We start from the raw sequence: 18,557 nt of genomic DNA on the forward strand, positions 1-18,557 counted from the left end.
CACTCGGTCAGCTATGCTTTGACCGATGAACCGTTCGGATGGGACAGTGCCTCTAAGGCGTCTCATTTCTTTCGGAGGGTTCGATATTTTTCTGGCCGGTTTGATCGGATTGGCTGCCGTCGGCGGCGCGGCATACGCCATTGGCGATGCGTTCATCGAAGACGAAGATGAGCAGGACGAGGGTGCGGAGGACGAAAGCCAGACCGAAATCAGCGAAGGTGAGTTCCTTGACGTGGGCGAAAGCGTCGACGCTCTGCAGCTCAGCGACGACACCAACACCGGCGGCACGGTGATCTCGGAACATGAAGGCGATCTGGTGATCGCCGGAAGCGACAACGCCGATGTCATAACCGGGCAGGACGGCACGGACCAGATCAACGGCTATGGCGGTGATGACCACATCATGGGTGGCGATGGCGACGACGTGATGCACGGAGCCGAAGGTGAGGACACACTGTACGGCGGTCAAGGCGATGACCTACTGCGTGGCGAGGCAGACGATGACACCCTGTTCGGGGACGAGGGCGATGACAGGCTATATGGTCATTTCGGCGAGGACCATTTGCAGGGTGGAGAAGGCAACGACGCGCTGTATGGCGGTCAGGGTGACGATGATCTGAACGGCGGAGAAGGCAATGATGCCCTGCATGGCGGCTATGGTGATGACACACTGACCGGCGGCGCGGGCGAGGATACACTCTTCGGCGGCGATGGCGACGACCTGTTGCTGGGTGATGAGGATAAGGGCGAGACGGATTATCTGAACGGCGGCGCGGGAGAGGACACGATCCTGGCCAAAGACGGCGATGTCGCGACCGGAGGCGCAGGCGCGGATGAAATCATCGCCGACACGGAGAAATCCGAAGTCACCGTGATGGGCTTTCAACCCGGTGAGGACCGCCTGCTGATCACCTGGGAAGATCAGGACCCACCCGAGATCGAAATCGAACAGGACCCCGAGAATGAGAACCTGACCCGCGTCAGCCTCAACGGCCACGAGGTCGCGCATCTGTTCGGGGCCGACGGGTTGACGGTGGACGATATCCAGTTACTGACCGAGGCCGAGTTGGCGGAATACCTACCCGCTGGCTGAGCCGTCAGAATCCCTTTGCCATTCGCGCCAAAAGCGCCTATACGCGCCCATCCGCATCGGAATCAGTGCGGTTTTCTCCATGGGCCTGTGCTGGACGACATCCCGGCCTGCGCCATTAACTCTAACCTTTGAAGGAGACCCCGATGTCGATTACTGCCGCTGAAAAAGCACGCGTCATGAAAGAATTCGGCACCAAAGAGGGCGACACCGGTTCGCCTGAAGTCCAGGTTGCCATCCTGACCTCGCGCATCACCACCCTGACCGAGCACTTCAAGACCCACAAGAAAGACAACCACGGTCGTCGCGGTCTGCTGAAAATGGTCGCCCAGCGCCGTAAGCTGCTGGACTACCTGAAGGGTAAGGAAGAAGCACGCTATCAGGACCTGATCAAAAAGCTGGGCATCCGCCGCTAAGATCAGAACTGATCAAACTGATATCAAACGCCCGCCGAAACAGCGGGCGTTTTTTTTGGCATTGCCATGTAGCTAGGGCTGGAAGGCCCTGCATGTCTGATACTTGGCTACATCTTGGCTTTTTCCGATTTAAGCGCCAGCCACAGGCAGTAGCACATCATCAGAACCACCAATGTGAACGGGATGCCCGTTGACACCGCTGCGCCTTGTAGAGCCGCAAGACCGCCGCCCAAGAGCAAAGCGATCGCGACCAAACCCTCAAGCGTGCACCAGAACACCCGTTGGATCACCGGTGCATCCATCTTGCCTCCGGCGGTAATCGTATCAATCACCAACGAGCCTGAATCCGACGAGGTCACAAAGAACACGACGATCAATATCAGGGCGATCGGCGCGATGATGCCGTAGAGCGGCAGTTCCTTTAGGAAGCCGAACAGGGCGCCCTCGGGGGCATAGCTGTCGATCACGGTGGCGCGCACGCCTTCGGCTCCGCCTGCGTTCAGCATGTCGATAGCGGCGCCGCCGAAGGTCGACATCCACAGGGCGCAAACCGCCGTGGGGGCCAGTAGCGCGCAGAGGATGAACTCACGCACTGTGCGGCCCTTGGAAATGCGGGCGATGAACATGCCCACAAAGGGCGACCATGCGATCCACCAGGCCCAGTAGAAGGTCGTCCAGCCATGGAAATAGCTGGTGTCTTCTCGCCCGAATGGATTGGAGAGTGCCGGTAGATGGGTCACGTAATCCACCATCACGTTGAAATACCGCGAAATGGCTGTACCCACACCGGTGACAATGATGACGAAAAGGAACAGACCAACAGCCATGATCATGTTGATCTCACTCAACCGTTTTACGCCCGCATCCATACCCAGCAGGACCGAGCCCAGCGCAATCAGCGTGATGCCAATGATCAGCAGGACGGTGACGGTCGGGCTGGGTTCGATGCCGAACACCTCGTTCAACCCAGCAGCAACTTGCTGCGCCCCAAGACCCAGCGAGGTCGTCAGACCGAACAGCGTGGCAAACACCGCCAGCGTGTCGATCAGGTGACCCCACCAGCCCCAGACACGCTCACCCAGAAGCGGATAGAAAGCCGAGCGCAAAGTCAGAGGCAAATCAAGGTTATAGGCAAAGATCGCAAGACTTAGACCAACGGCGGCATATACCGCCCAGCCTTCAAGGCCCCAATGGTGGATCGTGCCGACAATACCAATATACTCATTGCCGGGCACTGCGATGTCGATACCCAGAGGCCGGGCGTTCCCACCTTCGGCAAAGTTGTAGTAAACCGGCTCCATCACGCCGAAAAACAGCAGGCCGATACCAATACCGGCGGCGAACATCATCGCGATCCATCCGGCATAGGAATAGTCAGGTTTGGCGTCTTTGCCACCGATCCTGACTTTGCCGACCGGCAGAACGATCAGAACCAGACAGAACAGGGTGATGGCGTTCACTGACAGGACGAGGAACCAGTCAAACGTGCTGGTGAGCCATGGTCTGAGCCAGCCAAAAAAGGCGGCCGCGGCCTCTTGATTGGCCAATGCGATCAAAACGAACGCAAAGATCAAAATACTCGAGATCAGGAAGACCGGGTTGTGGATATCCAAACCGAATGGCCGGACATTGTCCTGACCCAATTCATACTCGGTTTCGAAATCGTAGATCCGCGGATCCGGATCCAGCATTTTCTTGGTTTGAGCCATACTTTGCCCCTTTGCTCGCAAGCTGCAAACGCCAAGGTAGTCGGCCGGCTGACGGATATGAGTATGTTACCCCCTTGGCGTATTCCCGTCTCTTCGACCGTGGGTTCAGTGTTAACAGTCTACACTGCATACAGTTTTTTCAAAACTCATTCATTTTTTTGAATCTTACGCCCCTTGGGAACTGACGTCTCACAGCCTCAAAAATGGTGCTGCGGAGGGTGCTCAAATACCAGTCTGCACGTTTCTGCCAATCGCAGCGGTTCCCCTTTCCTTTCAAAGCATTCTCATGTATGCGCGCGGGTATCTGAGACGTTGTGCCCTGACCCCGGCACTCGAATGGAAGATAAAGTGGGGTCGGCGGCAATGGGGCCGCCATGCAAACCGGAGACCCGCAGGGGCGGGAGTGCTCCGTTCTAGGATACGCATATGTTTGATGTAACTAAGAAATCTATGCAGTGGGGCGAAGAGACGCTCACACTGGAAACCGGCAAGGTTGCCCGTCAGGCGGACGGCACCGTGATTGCCACGCTGGGCGAAACAAGCGTCATGGCCAACGTGACCTTTGCCAAGCAACAAAAGCCCGGTCAGGATTTTTTCCCGCTGACCGTCCACTACCAAGAGAAATACTATGCCGCCGGTAAAGTTCCGGGTGGCTTCTTCAAGCGCGAGGCGCGCCCGACCGAGAAAGAGACGCTGACCGCGCGTCTGATTGACCGTCCGATCCGCCCGCTGTTCGTTGACGGCTTCAAAAACGAAGTTCTGGTGATGTGCACCGTGCTGAGCCACGATCTGGTCAACGACCCCGACATCGTTGCAATGATCGCTGCCTCGGCTGCTCTGACCATTTCCGGCGCGCCGTTCATGGGCCCGATCGCCGGTGCCCGCGTTGGTTTCGTGGATGGCGAATACGTCCTGAACCCGACCGTGGACGACATGCAGGACCTGCGCCTGAACCCCGAACAGCGTCTGGACCTGGTTGTGGCCGGTACCAAGAACGCCGTGATGATGGTGGAATCGGAAGCCTACGAACTATCCGAGGCAGAAATGCTGGGTGCCGTGAACTTCGCGCATGAGCAAATCCAGCCGGTTCTGGACCTGATCATTGATCTGGCCGAAGAAACCGCGAAAGAGCCGTTTGAGTTCGTCGCCCCCGATTACTCGGAGCTGTACGCCGCTGTTTCGGCCGCCGGTGAAGAGCAGATGCGCGCCGCGTTCGCAATAACCGACAAGCAAGAGCGCACCGCAGCTGTTGCCGCGGCCCGTGAAGCGATCAAAGAAGCGCTGACCGAGGAACAGCTGGAAGACGCGAACCTGGGTTCCGCGATGAAAAAGCTGGAAGCTGGCATCCTGCGCGGTGACGTCGTCAAGGGCGGCAAGCGTATCGACGGTCGTTCGACCACCGACGTGCGTGCCATCGAAGCCGAAACCTCGCTGCTGCCGCGTACGCACGGTTCCGCCCTGTTCACCCGTGGTGAAACTCAGGCGCTGGCCGTGACCACGCTGGGCACCGGTGACGATGAGCAGTTCATCGACGCGCTGCATGGCAACTTCAAATCGAACTTCCTGCTGCACTACAACTTCCCTCCGTATTCGGTGGGTGAAGTGGGCCGCGTTGGCTCGCCCGGCCGTCGTGAGATCGGCCACGGCAAGCTGGCATGGCGCGCGCTGCAGGCGGTTCTGCCTGCGCCGACCGACTTCCCCTACACCGTTCGCGTGGTGTCCGAGATCACCGAATCCAACGGCTCGTCCTCGATGGCTTCTGTCTGCGGCGGTTCGCTGTCGATGATGGATGCGGGCGTTCCGCTGAAAGCACCGGTTGCCGGTGTGGCCATGGGTCTGATCTTGGAAGATGACGGCGAATACGCTGTTCTGACCGACATTCTAGGTGACGAAGACCACCTGGGCGACATGGACTTCAAAGTGGCGGGTACCGAAAACGGCATCACCTCGCTGCAGATGGACATCAAGGTCGCAGGCATCACGCCGCAGATCATGGAAACCGCTCTGGCACAGGCCAAAGACGGCCGTATGCACATCCTGAGCGAGATGGGCAAAGCCCTGTCCGAGACCAACGAATTCTCGGTCCACGCTCCGCGCATCGAGACCATGAACATCCCAACCGACAAGATCCGCGAAGTGATCGGCTCGGGCGGTAAGGTCATCCGCGAAATCGTTGAGGTTTCGGGTGCCAAGGTCGACATCAACGACGACGGCGTCATCAAGATCGCCTCGCCGGATGGTGAATCGATCCAGAAGGCCTATGACATGATCTATTCGATCGTGGCCGAGCCGGAAGAAGGTCAGATCTACACCGGTAAAGTGGTCAAGATCGTCGACTTCGGTGCCTTCGTGAACTTCTTTGGCAAGCGCGATGGCCTGGTCCACGTGTCCCAGATCGAAAACCGCCGCCTGAACCATCCGTCGGATGTCCTGAAAGAAGGTCAGGAAGTTAAGGTCAAGCTGCTGGGCTTTGACGATCGCGGCAAAGTCCGCTTGTCGATGAAAGTCGTCGATCAGGAAACCGGCGAAGAGATCGTTCCCGAGAAGAAAGAAAAGAAAGAAGACGCAGAGTAATCTGTTCTACTTTCAAATGATGAAGGCCCCGGTGAAACCACCGGGGCCTTTTTTGTGCTACAGTGCCGCCCAGCAGGAGGGTTAGCGATGTCTAACAAGGAGCAGATGGATGAACTGGCGCGGCTGTACCTACAAGCCATCGAAAGCGGTGACCTAACCGCGATGCTAAACCTGTTTGCCGAGGACGCGACGGCAACCTCTCCGATATCGGGCAAGCAACCGGCGCGTGACTTCTATACCAACGTTATGAATATCACGAGCCACCGGTCCACCCTTCACAAGAACACCTTTGCCGACACATCCGGCGCGCCGCAGATGGCGGTGCATTTCAACTACACCCGCACCATCCGAAACGGGCACCCTGAAACGATTGAATGCGTAGACCTGTTTGAACTGACCGAGGATCAAACCCGATTCCAATCGGTGCGGATCATCTACGATACCGCACCGGTTCTTGTGGATTTTGGAGAAGCCTGATCCTTAGTGCGCCACCCCCGACGGCCCGTGCTTCATAAGATGCCACTGCCCGTAACTGTCGTTCAGGTCCAGCTTGATCGCCGCGTCGGCCTTGGTCGAGGCACTGCCGATCTCGGCTAAAGTGAACTCAATCCCGCCGGGAATGTCGATCCGCACGCGATGTGGGCCACCACCATGCGGCGCTTCAATAGGACGGCCAGTCGAATTCAGCACATCACCGATAGACACCTTGGCCGTACGCTCCTCCATATCCATCTCGAAATCTATCGGCAGAAACAGAGTCTCATGCACGGTATTGCACATCGCGCGGAAGACGAACCAATGGGTCGCCATCTCTTCGGTCTCTTCCCCGTGAAAGACCTTTTCTAGTGCGGCCCTCTGAGCATCTGAGGCGCTTGGATCGATGATCACCTGCATTTCGCCTCCGCCCTCAAAGATCGGACCCGGCCAGGCATAGATCAATGCAGCCTTGGCACCCGCTAAGTCGGTATCTCCAAAATGGCCTTTCGAGACTTCAAGCACTTCGAACCCACGGCAATTGCCCTGTGTTGGAAGTTCCTCGAACTGGCAAGGGCACGCGTAACCGCAATTACAGTTCCCAAAAGCATCACCTTCAACATACCAATCTGTAAAAGCCATCGTCTTCTCCTGTGTTTCACAGTGTGATCGCCCGATGGTGCGGATGCCTGGTTCGTCTGCCTATCGCACCCTAGCATATTTCTGTCCTTTCAAGAACCGGTCGCCGACACCGCTCGCACTAGTTCAGCTTGCAAAAAATGAACGCCCATTTCTCTCGCGTTGCTCTTCCCCCTCACGCGCCCGTGTTCTATTCACGCATCATGCGATCCTTTGTCATCCATATGTCTTCCAGCACGGCCCGCCGCGCCAATGCAGACCAGCTGTGCAACGACCTGCCGAATGCCGAACTGTTCGAGGCGACCAATGGGCGCGACCCGGACCAGATCGCAGATGTCCGCCTGCACCCCGGCACCCTGCACAAACCACACTACCCGTTCGACCTCCGCCCGGCAGAAATCGGCGTGTTCCAAAGCCACAGGCGCCTCTGGCAAAAACTGGTGGATGAAGAGATCGACCTGGCCATCATCACCGAGGATGACCTGAGCGTCGATCCTGACAAAATGGCCCAAGCAATCAAAATGCTGCACGCCATCGCTAGCCCGGACCACTATATCCGCATCCCCGTCAAACAACGCGAAGTCGCGGCCCACACACTTACCGAGCAAGATGGCCTAAGCCTGATCTTGCCCAAAGTGATCGGCCTGCAATGCGTCTGCCAGATGGTCGGCCGCAACGCCGCCAAACGGCTCCTGAAGGCAACCGATCAAATCGACCGCCCAGTGGATACATTCCTGCAAATGCACTGGATCACCGGTCAGCCAATCCATGCCCTTCTGGGGAGCGGCAACCGCGAAGTGGCCCGCGATATCGGCGGCTCGACCATCCAGACGAAACCACCCTTCTCAGACAAACTGACCCGAGAAGTCAAACGCGCCGCTTACCGAGCACAGCTCCACCTGCACCCGCAGCGCCCGCCTGCTTCATCTGGCTGAAAATATCCTCGGGGGGAATTGCTCCTCAGGCGCGATAGGGGGGCAGACAGCCCCCCTGACCCGGCCTAAATCAGGACGGAGCCTTGGTCTTCCGCAGATAAGGAAAGATCGTCTCGAACTCACCAAACTTCGCCTTGGCGTCTTCGTTCGAAACGGTCGGCGGGATGATCACATCCTCACCCGGCACCCAGTTCGCAGGTGTCGCAACACCCTTGGACGACATCTGCAGCCCGTCCAACGCCCGCAGAATCTCAGCAAAGTTCCGGCCCACGGTCATCGGATAAGTCATCGACAACTTCAACTGCTTGTCGGGTCCGATGATGAAAACCGAACGCACAGTGGCGCTATCTGCAGGCGTTCGGCCATCGGGCAGGTAGGCCTCGGCGGGAAGCATGTCAAAGGCCTTGGACACCGCCAACCCGTCATCTGCAATGATCGGGAAACCGGGGTTTGCCTTACCATAGGCTTCGATGTCTTTCTTCCACTTCTTGTGGTCCTCGACCCCGTCGACCGAAACACCGATCACCTTGGTATTGCGCGCCGCCCATTCGTCGTTCAGCTGAGCAACAGCCGAAAACTCGGTGGTGCAGACCGGGGTGAAGTCCTTGGGATGCGAGAACAGGATCGCCCAGCTGTCACCAATCCAATCGTGAAACTGAATGGTGCCCTGATCCGTCTCTGCGGTGAAATTCGGGACCGTGTCGTTGATACGCAAACCCATGGTGCAACTCCTTCTTTGGCTACTGACCGAGTCGAATGCAGTGAACCTAACCACTTTGCGCCAGAGTTAAACCTTCCGCAAAAGTCTTTTTCCGAGGCATCGCCAAACAAATTTGATCAAATTACCCCCTTGCCGCGCCTCAGAGCGAATGACAGACTGCGCGACAAAACCAGTCTTTGACATCACGGCCCGGAGGATACGCCATGATCGAAAAACGCGATTTCTACATTAACGGTCAATGGGTTGCCCCGTCTCAGACGAATGATTTCGAGGTTATCAACCCCTCGACCGAGGAACCCTGCGCGGTGATCTCCCTCGGCGCGCATGCCGACACTGACGCTGCTGTTGCCGCGGCCAAGGCGGCTTTGCCCGGCTGGATGGCCACGCCGGTCCAAGAGCGTATCGCCATGGTTGAAAAGCTGGCCGACCTCTACATGACCCGGTCCGAGGACCTGGCGCAGGCCATGTCGCTTGAGATGGGCGCGCCGATCGACATGTCGCGCACGGCTCAATCGGGTGCCGGGATCTATCACCTGAAGAACTTCATCCGCGCCGCCAAGGCGTTTGAATTCGAGCGTCCCTTGGGCGATCACGCCCCCAATGATCGCATCATCTATGAGGCCGTGGGGGTAGCCGGTCTGATCACGCCGTGGAACTGGCCGATGAACCAGATCACCCTCAAAGTCGGCGCGGCGGCCATCGCGGGTTGTACCATGGTTCTGAAACCGTCCGAGCAGAGCCCGCTGAATGCGATGATCTTTGCCGAACTGATGGACGAGGCTGGTTTCCCACCCGGAGTATTCAACCTGGTGAACGGTGATGGCGTGGGTGTCGGTTCGCAACTCTCTGCGCATCCGGATTTGGACATGATCAGCTTCACCGGCTCGACCCGCGCGGGCACTGCGATTTCGAAAAGCGCTGCAGATACGCTGAAGAAGGTGCATCTGGAACTGGGCGGCAAAGGCGCCAACGTGATCTTTGAGGATGCGGATGAGAAAGCCGTGAAACGCGGTGTGCTGCACATGATGAACAACACCGGCCAAAGCTGTAACGCCCCCAGCCGGATGCTGGTGCAGCGCCCGATTTATGACAAGGCGGTGGAGACCGCAGCCGAAGTGGCCAACGCTGTCACGGTCGGCCCGGCCACGGAGGAAGGCCGCCATATCGGGCCCGTTGTGAATGAGCTTCAGTGGACCAAGATTCAGGACCTGATCCAAGTTGGTATCGATGAAGGCGCGCGGCTGGTCGCAGGTGGCACCGGGCGGCCCGAGGGGCTGAACAAGGGCTACTATGTGCGCCCCACGGTGTTTGCCGATGCCAATAACCAGATGACCATTGCGCGGCAAGAGATCTTTGGCCCGGTCCTGACCATGATCCCCTTCGACACCGAAGAAGAAGCCGTCGAGATCGCCAATGACACGCCCTATGGCCTGACCAACTATGTCCAGACACAGGACGGCGCGCGCGCCAACCGTATGGCGCGGGTATTGCGGTCCGGGATGGTTGAGATGAACGGTCAGTCGCGCAGCGCGGGTTCTCCGTTCGGCGGCATGAAGCAGTCCGGCAATGGTCGCGAGGGCGGCGTATTCGGTCTGGAAGACTTCCTTGAGATCAAAGCCGTCGGCGGCTGGGCCGCAGAATAGCCATATGGCCTGATCCAGAAAGATTGGTGAGGCTAGGGCAGAGCCTCACCCTTTTTTAGGCTGGACGCACAACCAGCTGGGGTTGCCCGTCCGATGTCTTTTGCGCTGAGCGTCCATCCCAACCGATCACCCCGGTTACACGTTGGCGGTACGAGGAAAAGCTCTCGAACTGCACCACATCAACTGGCGTTTCAAAATGCAGGGTAACCCTGCGGTTGGATCCGTCACCCAACAGGGTCATGCCGCGTATTTCGGCTGAGAACGGCTGCCCCAGATATCGCCCTTCAACCCGATCTCCGACACGCAAGTGCATGCGGTTTTCAGCTTTGGCGTGCAGTGTATTCCAATCCCGAACGCCATATTGATGGGCCAGCATCTCCAACGCGTCGCTATGTGACAGGGTCATCTCTCTGGCGCGTAAATCTTCACGCAAGCGCTTGGCCTGCGCTTTCAACTCGTCCACAGGTGGGATCGTCTTTTGTATCGTCATCATGTGCCTCGTTTCCTTAAACGGGCGCGAAATCAGGACGGGGTTCGCATTGCCATCCGCGCGCCGTTAAAGTGGCAACAGATGTTCATATTCAGGGTTTCACCAAAGCCAAAGCCCGCGAACGGCAGGGGACCCAAACCTTGCGCGTCCTTTTGCACTAGTTGGTTGCAGAGTCAATCAGGCATCCGCTTGCGCGGCCTCATAGGCCAGCATCGCGCGCTTCACCGGCAGACCCCAATGGTATCCGCCCAGACCGCCCGACTTGCGCAAGGCCCGGTGACAGGGGATCAGCCAGCTAACCGGATTGCGCCCAACCGCTGTCCCCACCGCGCGCACCGCCTGAGGCGACCCCACCCGCTGCGCGATCTCTGAATAGGTTGTGACCTGACCCGAGGGGATGTGCATCAGCGCCTCCCAAACCTTGATCTGCAGGGGCGAGCCGATCAGATGCAGTGGTGTCTCGGACCGGTCCGCGCCAAAGGAGGCCTCGACCCAAGGACGCAGCTTTTCGGTATCCTCGACGAAATTGGCCTTGGGCCAACGCGCGGTCATATCCTTCATCGCGGCGGCCTCGCCGGTTTCGGCACCGAAGGCAATTCCGCAAATGCCCTTGTCAGTCCCCATGACCAAGGCTGGTCCAAAGGGACAATCGAACCACCCCCAGTAGACCGCCAGCCCCGCGCCTTTTCGGGCGTATTCACCGGGGCTCATGGATTCCCATTTCAGGAACAAATCATGCAGCCGGCCACTGCCGGACAGGCCGACATTATGGGCAGTCTCCAACGTGGTGAATCGTTCCCGCAGCAGCGCCTTGGCATGGCCCAGCGTCAGGTATTGCTGGTAGCGCTTCGGCGATACCCCAGTCCAGCGCGAGAACAGGCGCTGGAAATGGGCGGGGCTCATGCCCATCTGACCAGCCAGCTCTTCAAGGCTGAGGGTTTCGCCGCCCTGATCAATCAGCTCGATCGCGCGGCGCATGACGTTGTAGTGGTATCCGCTTTCGGGGGTCTGGACGTTCATGGCTTTCACCTCATCTGTTGATCTGAACCATAACGCGCAGGTCACGCCCCCGCGACCCGGAACTTGCGCATTGGCTTTGGGCTTGTGTCATTGGCCCTTGGGCGGCATTAAGGCTCGGATGGCAAAGCAAATCGATTACCACACGATCCGCGAGATCTTTACGCGCTTTCAAGAGGCCGACCCGGAACCCAAGGGCGAGCTGGAGCATGTGAACGTCTACACTCTGGTCGTCGCCGTGGCGCTTTCAGCGCAGGCAACCGATGCGGGCGTCAACAAAGCCACGCGCGCGCTGTTCAAGATCGCGGACACCCCGCAAAAGATGCTGGATCTGGGCGAAGAGGGCCTGATCGAGCATATCAAAACCATCGGACTGTTCCGCCAGAAGGCGAAGAACGTCATCAAGCTCAGCCGTATTCTGGTCGAGGACTACGATGGCGAGGTTCCCAATTCCCGCGCGGCGCTGCAATCTCTGCCCGGTGTGGGTCGTAAGACGGCCAATGTGGTTCTGAACATGTGGTGGCGGCAACCGGCGCAAGCGGTAGACACGCATATCTTCCGTGTCGGCAACCGCACTGGTATCTGCCCCGGCAAGGACGTAGATGCCGTCGAACGCGCCATCGAGGACAATATTCCAGCCGACTTTCAACTCCATGCACATCACTGGCTGATCCTGCACGGGCGCTATCACTGCAAAGCGCGCAAGCCGCAATGCCCGACCTGCATCATCCGTGATCTCTGTCAATTCGAGGACAAGACCCTATGAAAACCTACCAACTGACCGGCATCGGAAATGCCGTTGTGGATGTCATTTCCCAAGCCGATGACAGTTTCCTGGAACTGATGGGCATTGAAAAAGGCATCATGCAACTGATCGAGCAAGAGCGCGGCGAAGTGCTCTATGCCTCGATGGAGGGTCGGGTGCAGACACCGGGCGGCTCGGTCGCAAACACCATTGCGGGCGCGGGTGCGCTGGGTCTGGATGCTGCCTTTATTGGCCGTGTACATGACGACGCGCTGGGTCGCTTCTATGCCGATGCGATGAACGAAGACGGCGTGGATTTCGTGAACCCACCTGTGCCGGGCGGCGAGCTGCCGACCTCACGCTCGATGATCTTTGTCTCGCCCGATGGCGAGCGGTCGATGAATACATATCTGGGGATTTCCTCGGAACTATCGTCTCAGGATGTCTCGGACGAGGTTGCCGGAAACAGCCAGATCATGTTCCTCGAGGGGTATTTGTTCGACAAGGAAAAGGGCAAAGCTGCGTTTCTTGAGGCCGCGCGTGCCTGTCACAGAGGCGGCGGCAAGGCCGGTATCGCCATTTCCGATCCTTTCTGCGTGGAGCGTCACCGGGTCGATTTCCTGCTGCTGATCGAGAACGAACTGGACTTCTTGATCGGCAATGAGGCTGAGATCAAATCGCTGTTCGAAACCGATGATCTTGAGGACGCACTGGCCAAAACCGCCGCAATCTGCCCTCTGGTCGTCTGCACCCGTTCGGGCGACGGCGTGACGGTTCTGAACGGCGATACCCGTCACGATGTTGCCGTCGAAAAAGTAGTGCCCGTGGATGCGACCGGCGCAGGCGATCAGTTCGCCGCCGGGTTCCTGTTCGGCATGGCCACCGGCCGCGACTATGAGACCTGCGCCAGGATCGGCAACGTCTGCGCGCGCGAAGTGATCAGCCATATCGGTCCGCGCCCCGAAGCCAACTTGCAAGAATTGCTGCGGGAAGAAGGCCTGCTGTAAAGCGCTGAGCCGAGACAGCGCCGACCCGCGGGAAGGCGCACCCGGCCTCGGATGTAAAGAGCTTTATGGCAACCAGATACTGATAGGTTCGGTAAACACCCAACGCTGCAAAAGCGCCGCCCCGAGGGGGGGTCGGCGCTGGCGCGGCGGCCTACGGCCTTTGCTCCGCGCCGTTAGAAACCGACCCCTGCATCGTTCAACGCCCAATCATACTCATAGGCATTCACACGTCGCGCCTGTTTGAGGCGCTGTTGCAACTCCGGGTCAGCTGCTGTTTCAAGATAGGCGATCACAGCCTGTTCATTCGGCCCGAAATCCTCGCGGAACCAGATGTAGATTTTCGACACGATCAGTCGCCCCTGATCATCGAACTGCACTCCGCGCGGATCGTTGACATAGGCGCGCTCGGCTGCGGCGAGATCGCGTTCCAGCGTCGTGGCCTCCCAGGCGCGGGCCATCAGGTTCGGGCACCCGACCGCGGCACAATTCAGCGCGTAGTGAATGCGCGGCTCATTGAAAGTCGGTCGGATGATGCGGTGTTCGATGTCGTTGAGGGTCAGGCTCTGACCCGACACCACGGCCAAGGGGCGACCCCACGGGCCGATCGACAACAGCCCATCCTTGATGTCCCGGATCGAGGCGACCGGATAGGCCTCGAGCACCACATCCACCGTCAGCGCGTTATAGAGGTTGATCCAATAGGCCAGCTGCTGATCACGGGTCAGATTGGCCGGATCCACGGCCTGCAACTCGGTCAGATAGGCATCCAACACCGCGTTGTCTGCCGCGCTCACCTGTCCATAAGCCACCCGGTTCACGCCGCGCGCATCGGGGGCCACGTAGCGGGTCAGAAAGCGGGTCCAATCGCCATGATCTACCTTCTCACCCGGAGGGGGCGCGGCGCGGGTCAGGGCCGTGTCGGGCAACGGCGTCGCGGCAGGCAAGGCCAGCCTCTCCACACTGGCGCAGGCGGCCAGAAGCAGCAGCAGCAAGATCAGAACCTGTCTCATGAAGCGTTCTTTCGGCTTTGGCGGGCAGCGCGCAACTGCCCTTTGAGGCGTTTCAGTGGGGCCACCCTAGGGTCTTTCAACGCGGGCAGATCCGGGCGCGCAGACAGACCGCGCGTCGCCGCGTTCCACCAATAGGTGCCCATCGGACTGTCCACCCGATCCGGCGCGGCCAGATGATGATCCCGCTGCGCGTTGTGGACGCACATGGAGAGCGGCCCGTTGGCCGTCGCAACCATGAACACGCAAGAGGCGCAGCGGTCTTCCTCTAACGCATCCGCAGCCATGAAATTGTGGATGAACACGGCCTGCCGCCGTACCGGTCCGCGCAATACGCCGGTCCCCAGCCGCAGAAGGCACCCGGCCAGATGGCTGAGCGCCCAAAGGGCCAGCAGCGGATGGCGGCGGATCAGGCGTCCCACGCAGGGGCGGATGCGGATATGAGCGTCTTGGCCTGTATCCACCTCCTCAAGCGCCGCAATCACCCGCTGAACCAGGCGCCGGTTCGACAGTAACGACACGGCCTTGCCCCCCGCAGAAACAACGCTGCCATACCGGTTGCAACTGGAATGCCCGACGGCCGCCGAGTCGAAATGCAAAGACGTGCCATAACCCTGCTCGACAGCGCGGATGACGCTGTCTTGCGTGATTGCATCGGGTCGCGCCCGCAACACACCACGCCCGGTATCTGCCTGCATCTGGAACGAGACAAAACCGACCTCGGGCTGGTCCCGCAGAAACCGGGCCAAATCGGGGATTTCGGCAAAGTTGCCGCCAAAAACGGTCGTGTTGAAGAGAATACGCAGCCCCAAACCGCGCGCCCGGTCGATATAGGTTTTGCGCACGCGGTTGAGCTCCATTTCGGAGGTGAACCCGTTGCGCTCTTGCGTCATGTCCACGTGAAAGGCCACGTCATCCAGCCCCGCCGCGGCCAATCGCGTCAGCATCGCCCGGCTGGCGCGGATACCGTTGGTCATCAGGCACGAGCGCATGCCAAGCCGCCTGATCTCGCGGCAGAGCGCCTCAAGGTCGTCAACTTTGCGCAGGGTCGGGTCGCCGCCGGTCAATTGCACAGAAACGCCACCGCCATAGTGGCTGCGGATCGTGGCAATCCGCGCAAACAGGACTGAAAGCGGAGGATCATAGGTCATCTCGGCCCGGTCCGAGAGGTAGCACAGAGTGCAGTCCAGATTGCAGCGCTGCGTCACCTCAAGCGCGACACAGGCCATCGGGTAGAACCGCCCTGCCGTCTGAGAGGGACCGAACTCTCCGCACCCGCGCAATCCCTCACGCAGAGGCGCGCACTGGTCCGAGCCCTGAAATCGCCGTCCGGCGGGTTTGATGGAGATGGGGTCTGGCAGGGTGTCTTTCATGCCTCCAAGCTAGAGGCGCGCCCTGACCCGAACCACGCCCCCTCACGGCAACGTGCAGGCTGGTGATCAGCTCAGATGATCCGCAAAACCCGCAATCACCTGCTCATAGACCGCGCGCTTGAACGGCACGATTTCTTCGACCAGTTGATCCGGGGCCTGCCATTTCCAGCTGGTGAATTCCGGATGGTCCGTTGCAATATTGATCTGGTCGTCATGGCCGGTGAAGCGCAGCAGAAACCATTTCTGCTCTTGCCCGCGATAGCGGCCTTTCCAGATTTTAGGAACGATGTCGTGCGGCAGATCATAGGGCAGCCAGCCGTCAGTCTCAGCCACAACCTCGACCAGATCAGCGGTCACCCCGGTTTCTTCCCACAGCTCGCGTAGAGCCGCGTCGCGGGGGTCCTCGCCCTTGTCCACCCCGCCCTGAGGCATCTGCCACGCGTCCTTGTTGCGGTCATTGCGCTGGCCGACAAAGATCTTGCCCTCAGCATTAATCAGCATCAGACCGACACAGGGGCGATAGGGCAGTTTGGCGATCTCTTCCGGGGTCATGCGCGGCCTCTTGGATAGGGTTCGCGACCTCTCTATCAAGCCGCGCGACAGGCGCAAAGGGGATGACGTTAGGTTTCGCGTGACAATGTTTACGCGAACGTCAATCTATTCCTCAACTTCGGAAGGGAGAGTTCGCCATGACTGCGTACCCAAACATGCTGGCCCCGCTGGACCTGGGCTTTACCACGTTGAAGAACCGCGTGCTGATGGGCTCGATGCATACCGGGTTGGAAGAGACCGGCGACTGGAACCGCGTGGCCGAGTTCTATGCGGATCGCGCACGCGGGGGCGTGGCGCTGATGGTGACGGGTGGGATTGGCCCGAACCTCGAAGGCTCGGTCCTGCCGGGCGCTGCGATGATGACCACCGAAAAGGACGTGGCGAACCACTCGGTCGTGACCGACCGCGTGCATGAGGCGGGCGGCAAGATCGCGATGCAAATTCTGCACGCAGGACGCTATGCCTATGGCCCCAAATGCGTGGCGCCCAGCCCGGTGAAATCTCCGATTTCTCCGTTCCCGCCCAGTGAGCTGGACGAAGACGGAATCGAGAAGCAGATCAGCGACATCGTGAATGCGGCGGTCCTCGCCCAGAAGGCGGGATATGACGGGGTCGAGATCATGGGTTCCGAGGGGTATTTCCTGAACCAGTTCCTCGTGACCCACACCAACAAACGTGAGGATCGCTGGGGCGGCTCCTATGAAAACCGGATGCGCCTACCGATCGAGGTTGTGCGGCGCACGCGTGAGGCTGTGGGTACTGATTTCATCATCATCTACCGCTTGTCGATGATCGATCTGATCCCAAATGGCTCGACCCATGAAGAGGTAGTCGAGCTTGCTCAGCGGATCGAGCAAGCAGGAGCGACGATCATCAACACCGGCATCGGCTGGCACGAGGCACGGATTCCCACCATCGCAACCAGCGTTCCGCGCGCGGCTTTTGCCTGGGTGACCAAGAAGCTGATGGGCAAAGTTGGTATCCCGGTGATCACCTCGAACCGGATTAACACGCCCGAGGTCGCAGAAGAGGTGTTGTCGACCGGCTGTGCCGACATGGTCTCGCTGGCGCGTCCCATGCTGGCGGACGCGGATTTCGTCAACAAGGCGGTCGCTGGTCAGTCCGCGCAGATCGCGCCGTGTATCGCTTGCAACCAGGCCTGCCTGGACCACACGTTCGGCGGAAAGCTGACCTCTTGCCTGGTCAATCCCCGTGCCTGCCATGAGACCGAACTTGTCATTGGCAAGGCCGAGACGCGTAAGACCGTTGCCATTGTGGGCGCTGGCCCGGCCGGCCTGTCTACCGCTATGACCGCCGCCCAGCGCGGCCATGACGTCACGCTGTTTGATCGCGCCTCGGAGATCGGTGGACAGTTGAACATGGCCAAACAGGTGCCGGGGAAAGAGGAATTTTGGGGGCTGGTCGATTGGTACCGCACCATGATGGATGATCTGGGCGTGAAGGTGGAACTGAACCGCGAAGTCAGCGCCGACGACCTGACCAGCTTTGACGAAGTCGTCATTGCCACCGGCGTTATCCCGCGTGATCCGGAAATCCCAGGTCAGGACCGCGACAACGTCATCAGCTATATCGACGTGCTGCGCGAGAAAGCAGAGGTCGGCAAATCCGTCGCCGTCATCGGCGCTGGCGGTATCGGCTTTGACGTATCCGAGTTCCTGCTGGAGGACGGCCACAGCATCACCACCGACCTGCCGGCCTGGATGAAGGAATGGGGCGTAACCGACCCGGAACAGCACCGTTCGGGTCTGGCACCGGAAGGCCCTCAGCCTGCAGCCCCGGCGCGTCAGGTGACTCTGTTGCAACGCAAGAATCAGGCGCATGGCAAAGGCTTGGGCAAGACCACCGGCTGGATTCACCGCGCGACACTCAAGATGAAAAACGTCAACTTCGTGGGCGGCGTGAATTACGAGCATATCGACGATGACGGCCTGCATATCAGCTTTGGTGAAGAGCGCGCCGACCCGACGGTGATTGCTGCGGACACCATCGTTGTGTGTTCCGGTCAACTGTCCGAGCGCAGCCTTGCGGACGCCCTGATCGAACGCGGGATCACGCCGCATGTGATCGGTGGCGCAGATGTTGCGGCGGAATTGGATGCGAAACGGGCGATCAATCAGGGCACCCGTCTGGCCGCCGCAATGTAG

General features: G+C 59.4%; 17 protein-coding genes. 9 read left to right on the plus strand and 8 right to left on the minus strand.

The window, feature by feature from the left end; translation table 11 throughout:
• Nucleotides 1-25: 25 nt before the first annotated feature.
• Nucleotides 26-1,093 carry a calcium-binding protein gene (locus ACR0IP_RS16350; protein WP_480526736.1) on the plus strand — a complete coding sequence of 356 codons (1,068 nt, stop codon included), beginning with the start codon at nt 26-28 and terminating at the stop codon, nt 1,091-1,093.
• A 143-nt stretch (nt 1,094-1,236) separates the two neighbouring features.
• Nucleotides 1,237-1,506 carry a 30S ribosomal protein S15 gene (gene rpsO / locus ACR0IP_RS16355; protein WP_170379357.1) on the plus strand — a complete coding sequence of 90 codons (270 nt, stop codon included), beginning with the start codon at nt 1,237-1,239 and terminating at the stop codon, nt 1,504-1,506.
• Between the two features lie 107 nt (nt 1,507-1,613).
• Here the strand turns inward: rpsO and ACR0IP_RS16360 are convergent, their stop codons facing one another.
• Nucleotides 1,614-3,215: a BCCT family transporter gene (locus tag ACR0IP_RS16360; RefSeq protein ID WP_170473108.1), complete on the minus strand. Its 1,602-nt coding sequence runs from the start codon at nt 3,213-3,215 to the stop codon at nt 1,614-1,616.
• A gap of 426 nt (nt 3,216-3,641) precedes the next feature.
• Here ACR0IP_RS16360 and pnp point away from each other — a divergent pair, with 426 nt between their 5' ends.
• On the plus strand, nt 3,642-5,789 hold the full coding sequence (pnp, locus tag ACR0IP_RS16365; protein WP_170767862.1) for a polyribonucleotide nucleotidyltransferase: 2,148 nt from the start codon (nt 3,642-3,644) through the stop codon (nt 5,787-5,789).
• An 87-nt stretch (nt 5,790-5,876) separates the two neighbouring features.
• Nucleotides 5,877-6,266, plus strand: a complete 390-nt coding sequence (locus tag ACR0IP_RS16370; protein WP_170379363.1) for a nuclear transport factor 2 family protein — start codon at nt 5,877-5,879, stop codon at nt 6,264-6,266.
• A gap of 3 nt (nt 6,267-6,269) precedes the next feature.
• Here ACR0IP_RS16370 and ACR0IP_RS16375 read toward each other — a convergent pair whose 3' ends face one another.
• Nucleotides 6,270-6,905 carry a DUF1326 domain-containing protein gene (locus ACR0IP_RS16375; RefSeq protein WP_170379365.1) on the minus strand — a complete coding sequence of 212 codons (636 nt, stop codon included), beginning with the start codon at nt 6,903-6,905 and terminating at the stop codon, nt 6,270-6,272.
• 200 nt (nt 6,906-7,105) lie between these two features.
• Here ACR0IP_RS16375 and ACR0IP_RS16380 point away from each other — a divergent pair, with 200 nt between their 5' ends.
• Complete coding sequence (locus ACR0IP_RS16380) at nt 7,106-7,837, plus strand: glycosyltransferase family 25 protein (RefSeq protein ID WP_480526926.1); 732 nt, start codon at nt 7,106-7,108, stop codon at nt 7,835-7,837.
• 70 nt (nt 7,838-7,907) lie between these two features.
• Here the strand turns inward: ACR0IP_RS16380 and ACR0IP_RS16385 are convergent, their stop codons facing one another.
• Nucleotides 7,908-8,558: a peroxiredoxin gene (locus ACR0IP_RS16385; protein ID WP_170459651.1), complete on the minus strand. Its 651-nt coding sequence runs from the start codon at nt 8,556-8,558 to the stop codon at nt 7,908-7,910.
• Nucleotides 8,559-8,761: 203 nt separating this feature from the next.
• Between ACR0IP_RS16385 and ACR0IP_RS16390 the strand changes: the two genes are divergently transcribed.
• A complete protein-coding gene (locus ACR0IP_RS16390; RefSeq protein ID WP_480526740.1) occupies nt 8,762-10,201 on the plus strand; it encodes an aldehyde dehydrogenase family protein in 1,440 nt (479 codons plus the stop codon).
• Nucleotides 10,202-10,256: 55 nt separating this feature from the next.
• Here ACR0IP_RS16390 and ACR0IP_RS16395 read toward each other — a convergent pair whose 3' ends face one another.
• Both ACR0IP_RS16395 and ACR0IP_RS16400 read right to left on the minus strand, forming a co-directional pair.
• On the minus strand, nt 10,257-10,694 hold the full coding sequence (locus tag ACR0IP_RS16395) for a glyoxalase superfamily protein (protein ID WP_480526742.1): 438 nt from the start codon (nt 10,692-10,694) through the stop codon (nt 10,257-10,259).
• Between the two features lie 174 nt (nt 10,695-10,868).
• On the minus strand, nt 10,869-11,711 hold the full coding sequence (locus tag ACR0IP_RS16400; RefSeq protein WP_170379373.1) for a bifunctional helix-turn-helix domain-containing protein/methylated-DNA--[protein]-cysteine S-methyltransferase: 843 nt from the start codon (nt 11,709-11,711) through the stop codon (nt 10,869-10,871).
• A gap of 118 nt (nt 11,712-11,829) precedes the next feature.
• Here ACR0IP_RS16400 and nth point away from each other — a divergent pair, with 118 nt between their 5' ends.
• Both nth and ACR0IP_RS16410 read left to right on the plus strand, forming a co-directional pair.
• On the plus strand, nt 11,830-12,474 hold the full coding sequence (gene nth, locus ACR0IP_RS16405; RefSeq protein WP_480526928.1) for an endonuclease III: 645 nt from the start codon (nt 11,830-11,832) through the stop codon (nt 12,472-12,474).
• On the plus strand, nt 12,471-13,460 hold the full coding sequence (locus ACR0IP_RS16410; RefSeq protein WP_170692124.1) for an adenosine kinase: 990 nt from the start codon (nt 12,471-12,473) through the stop codon (nt 13,458-13,460). Before nth ends, ACR0IP_RS16410 begins: the two co-directional genes overlap by 4 nt.
• Nucleotides 13,461-13,633: 173 nt before the next feature.
• Here ACR0IP_RS16410 and ACR0IP_RS16415 read toward each other — a convergent pair whose 3' ends face one another.
• The 3 genes from ACR0IP_RS16415 to ACR0IP_RS16425 form a co-directional block, all read right to left on the minus strand.
• Complete coding sequence (locus tag ACR0IP_RS16415; protein WP_480526745.1) at nt 13,634-14,470, minus strand: DUF547 domain-containing protein; 837 nt, start codon at nt 14,468-14,470, stop codon at nt 13,634-13,636.
• Nucleotides 14,467-15,840, minus strand: coding sequence for a radical SAM protein (locus ACR0IP_RS16420; protein ID WP_480526747.1), 1,374 nt, complete (start codon nt 15,838-15,840; stop codon nt 14,467-14,469). The genes ACR0IP_RS16415 and ACR0IP_RS16420 overlap by 4 nt, the downstream gene beginning before the upstream one ends.
• Nucleotides 15,841-15,906: 66 nt before the next feature.
• Nucleotides 15,907-16,392: an RNA pyrophosphohydrolase gene (locus ACR0IP_RS16425; RefSeq protein ID WP_480526748.1), complete on the minus strand. Its 486-nt coding sequence runs from the start codon at nt 16,390-16,392 to the stop codon at nt 15,907-15,909.
• 137 nt (nt 16,393-16,529) lie between these two features.
• Here ACR0IP_RS16425 and ACR0IP_RS16430 point away from each other — a divergent pair, with 137 nt between their 5' ends.
• Nucleotides 16,530-18,557 carry a 2,4-dienoyl-CoA reductase FMN-binding domain-containing protein gene (locus ACR0IP_RS16430; RefSeq protein ID WP_480526750.1) on the plus strand — a complete coding sequence of 676 codons (2,028 nt, stop codon included), beginning with the start codon at nt 16,530-16,532 and terminating at the stop codon, nt 18,555-18,557.

Source organism: Ruegeria sp. AL11 (assembly GCF_056540865.1).

Coding starts and splice junctions, on each gene's coding strand:
- ACR0IP_RS16400 (WP_170379373.1), bottom strand. CDS start 11,711: ATGAACGTCCAGACCCCCGAAAGCGGATACCACTACAACGTCATGCGC.
- ACR0IP_RS16360 (WP_170473108.1), bottom strand. CDS start 3,215: ATGGCTCAAACCAAGAAAATGCTGGATCCGGATCCGCGGATCTACGAT.
- ACR0IP_RS16390 (WP_480526740.1), top strand. CDS start 8,762: ATGATCGAAAAACGCGATTTCTACATTAACGGTCAATGGGTTGCCCCG.
- ACR0IP_RS16350 (WP_480526736.1), top strand. CDS start 26: ATGAACCGTTCGGATGGGACAGTGCCTCTAAGGCGTCTCATTTCTTTC.
- ACR0IP_RS16375 (WP_170379365.1), bottom strand. CDS start 6,905: ATGGCTTTTACAGATTGGTATGTTGAAGGTGATGCTTTTGGGAACTGT.
- rpsO (WP_170379357.1), top strand. CDS start 1,237: ATGTCGATTACTGCCGCTGAAAAAGCACGCGTCATGAAAGAATTCGGC.
- ACR0IP_RS16370 (WP_170379363.1), top strand. CDS start 5,877: ATGTCTAACAAGGAGCAGATGGATGAACTGGCGCGGCTGTACCTACAA.
- ACR0IP_RS16415 (WP_480526745.1), bottom strand. CDS start 14,470: ATGAGACAGGTTCTGATCTTGCTGCTGCTGCTTCTGGCCGCCTGCGCC.
- ACR0IP_RS16385 (WP_170459651.1), bottom strand. CDS start 8,558: ATGGGTTTGCGTATCAACGACACGGTCCCGAATTTCACCGCAGAGACG.
- ACR0IP_RS16380 (WP_480526926.1), top strand. CDS start 7,106: ATGCGATCCTTTGTCATCCATATGTCTTCCAGCACGGCCCGCCGCGCC.
- ACR0IP_RS16430 (WP_480526750.1), top strand. CDS start 16,530: ATGACTGCGTACCCAAACATGCTGGCCCCGCTGGACCTGGGCTTTACC.
- ACR0IP_RS16425 (WP_480526748.1), bottom strand. CDS start 16,392: ATGACCCCGGAAGAGATCGCCAAACTGCCCTATCGCCCCTGTGTCGGT.
- nth (WP_480526928.1), top strand. CDS start 11,830: ATGGCAAAGCAAATCGATTACCACACGATCCGCGAGATCTTTACGCGC.
- ACR0IP_RS16420 (WP_480526747.1), bottom strand. CDS start 15,840: ATGAAAGACACCCTGCCAGACCCCATCTCCATCAAACCCGCCGGACGG.
- ACR0IP_RS16410 (WP_170692124.1), top strand. CDS start 12,471: ATGAAAACCTACCAACTGACCGGCATCGGAAATGCCGTTGTGGATGTC.
- ACR0IP_RS16395 (WP_480526742.1), bottom strand. CDS start 10,694: ATGATGACGATACAAAAGACGATCCCACCTGTGGACGAGTTGAAAGCG.
- pnp (WP_170767862.1), top strand. CDS start 3,642: ATGTTTGATGTAACTAAGAAATCTATGCAGTGGGGCGAAGAGACGCTC.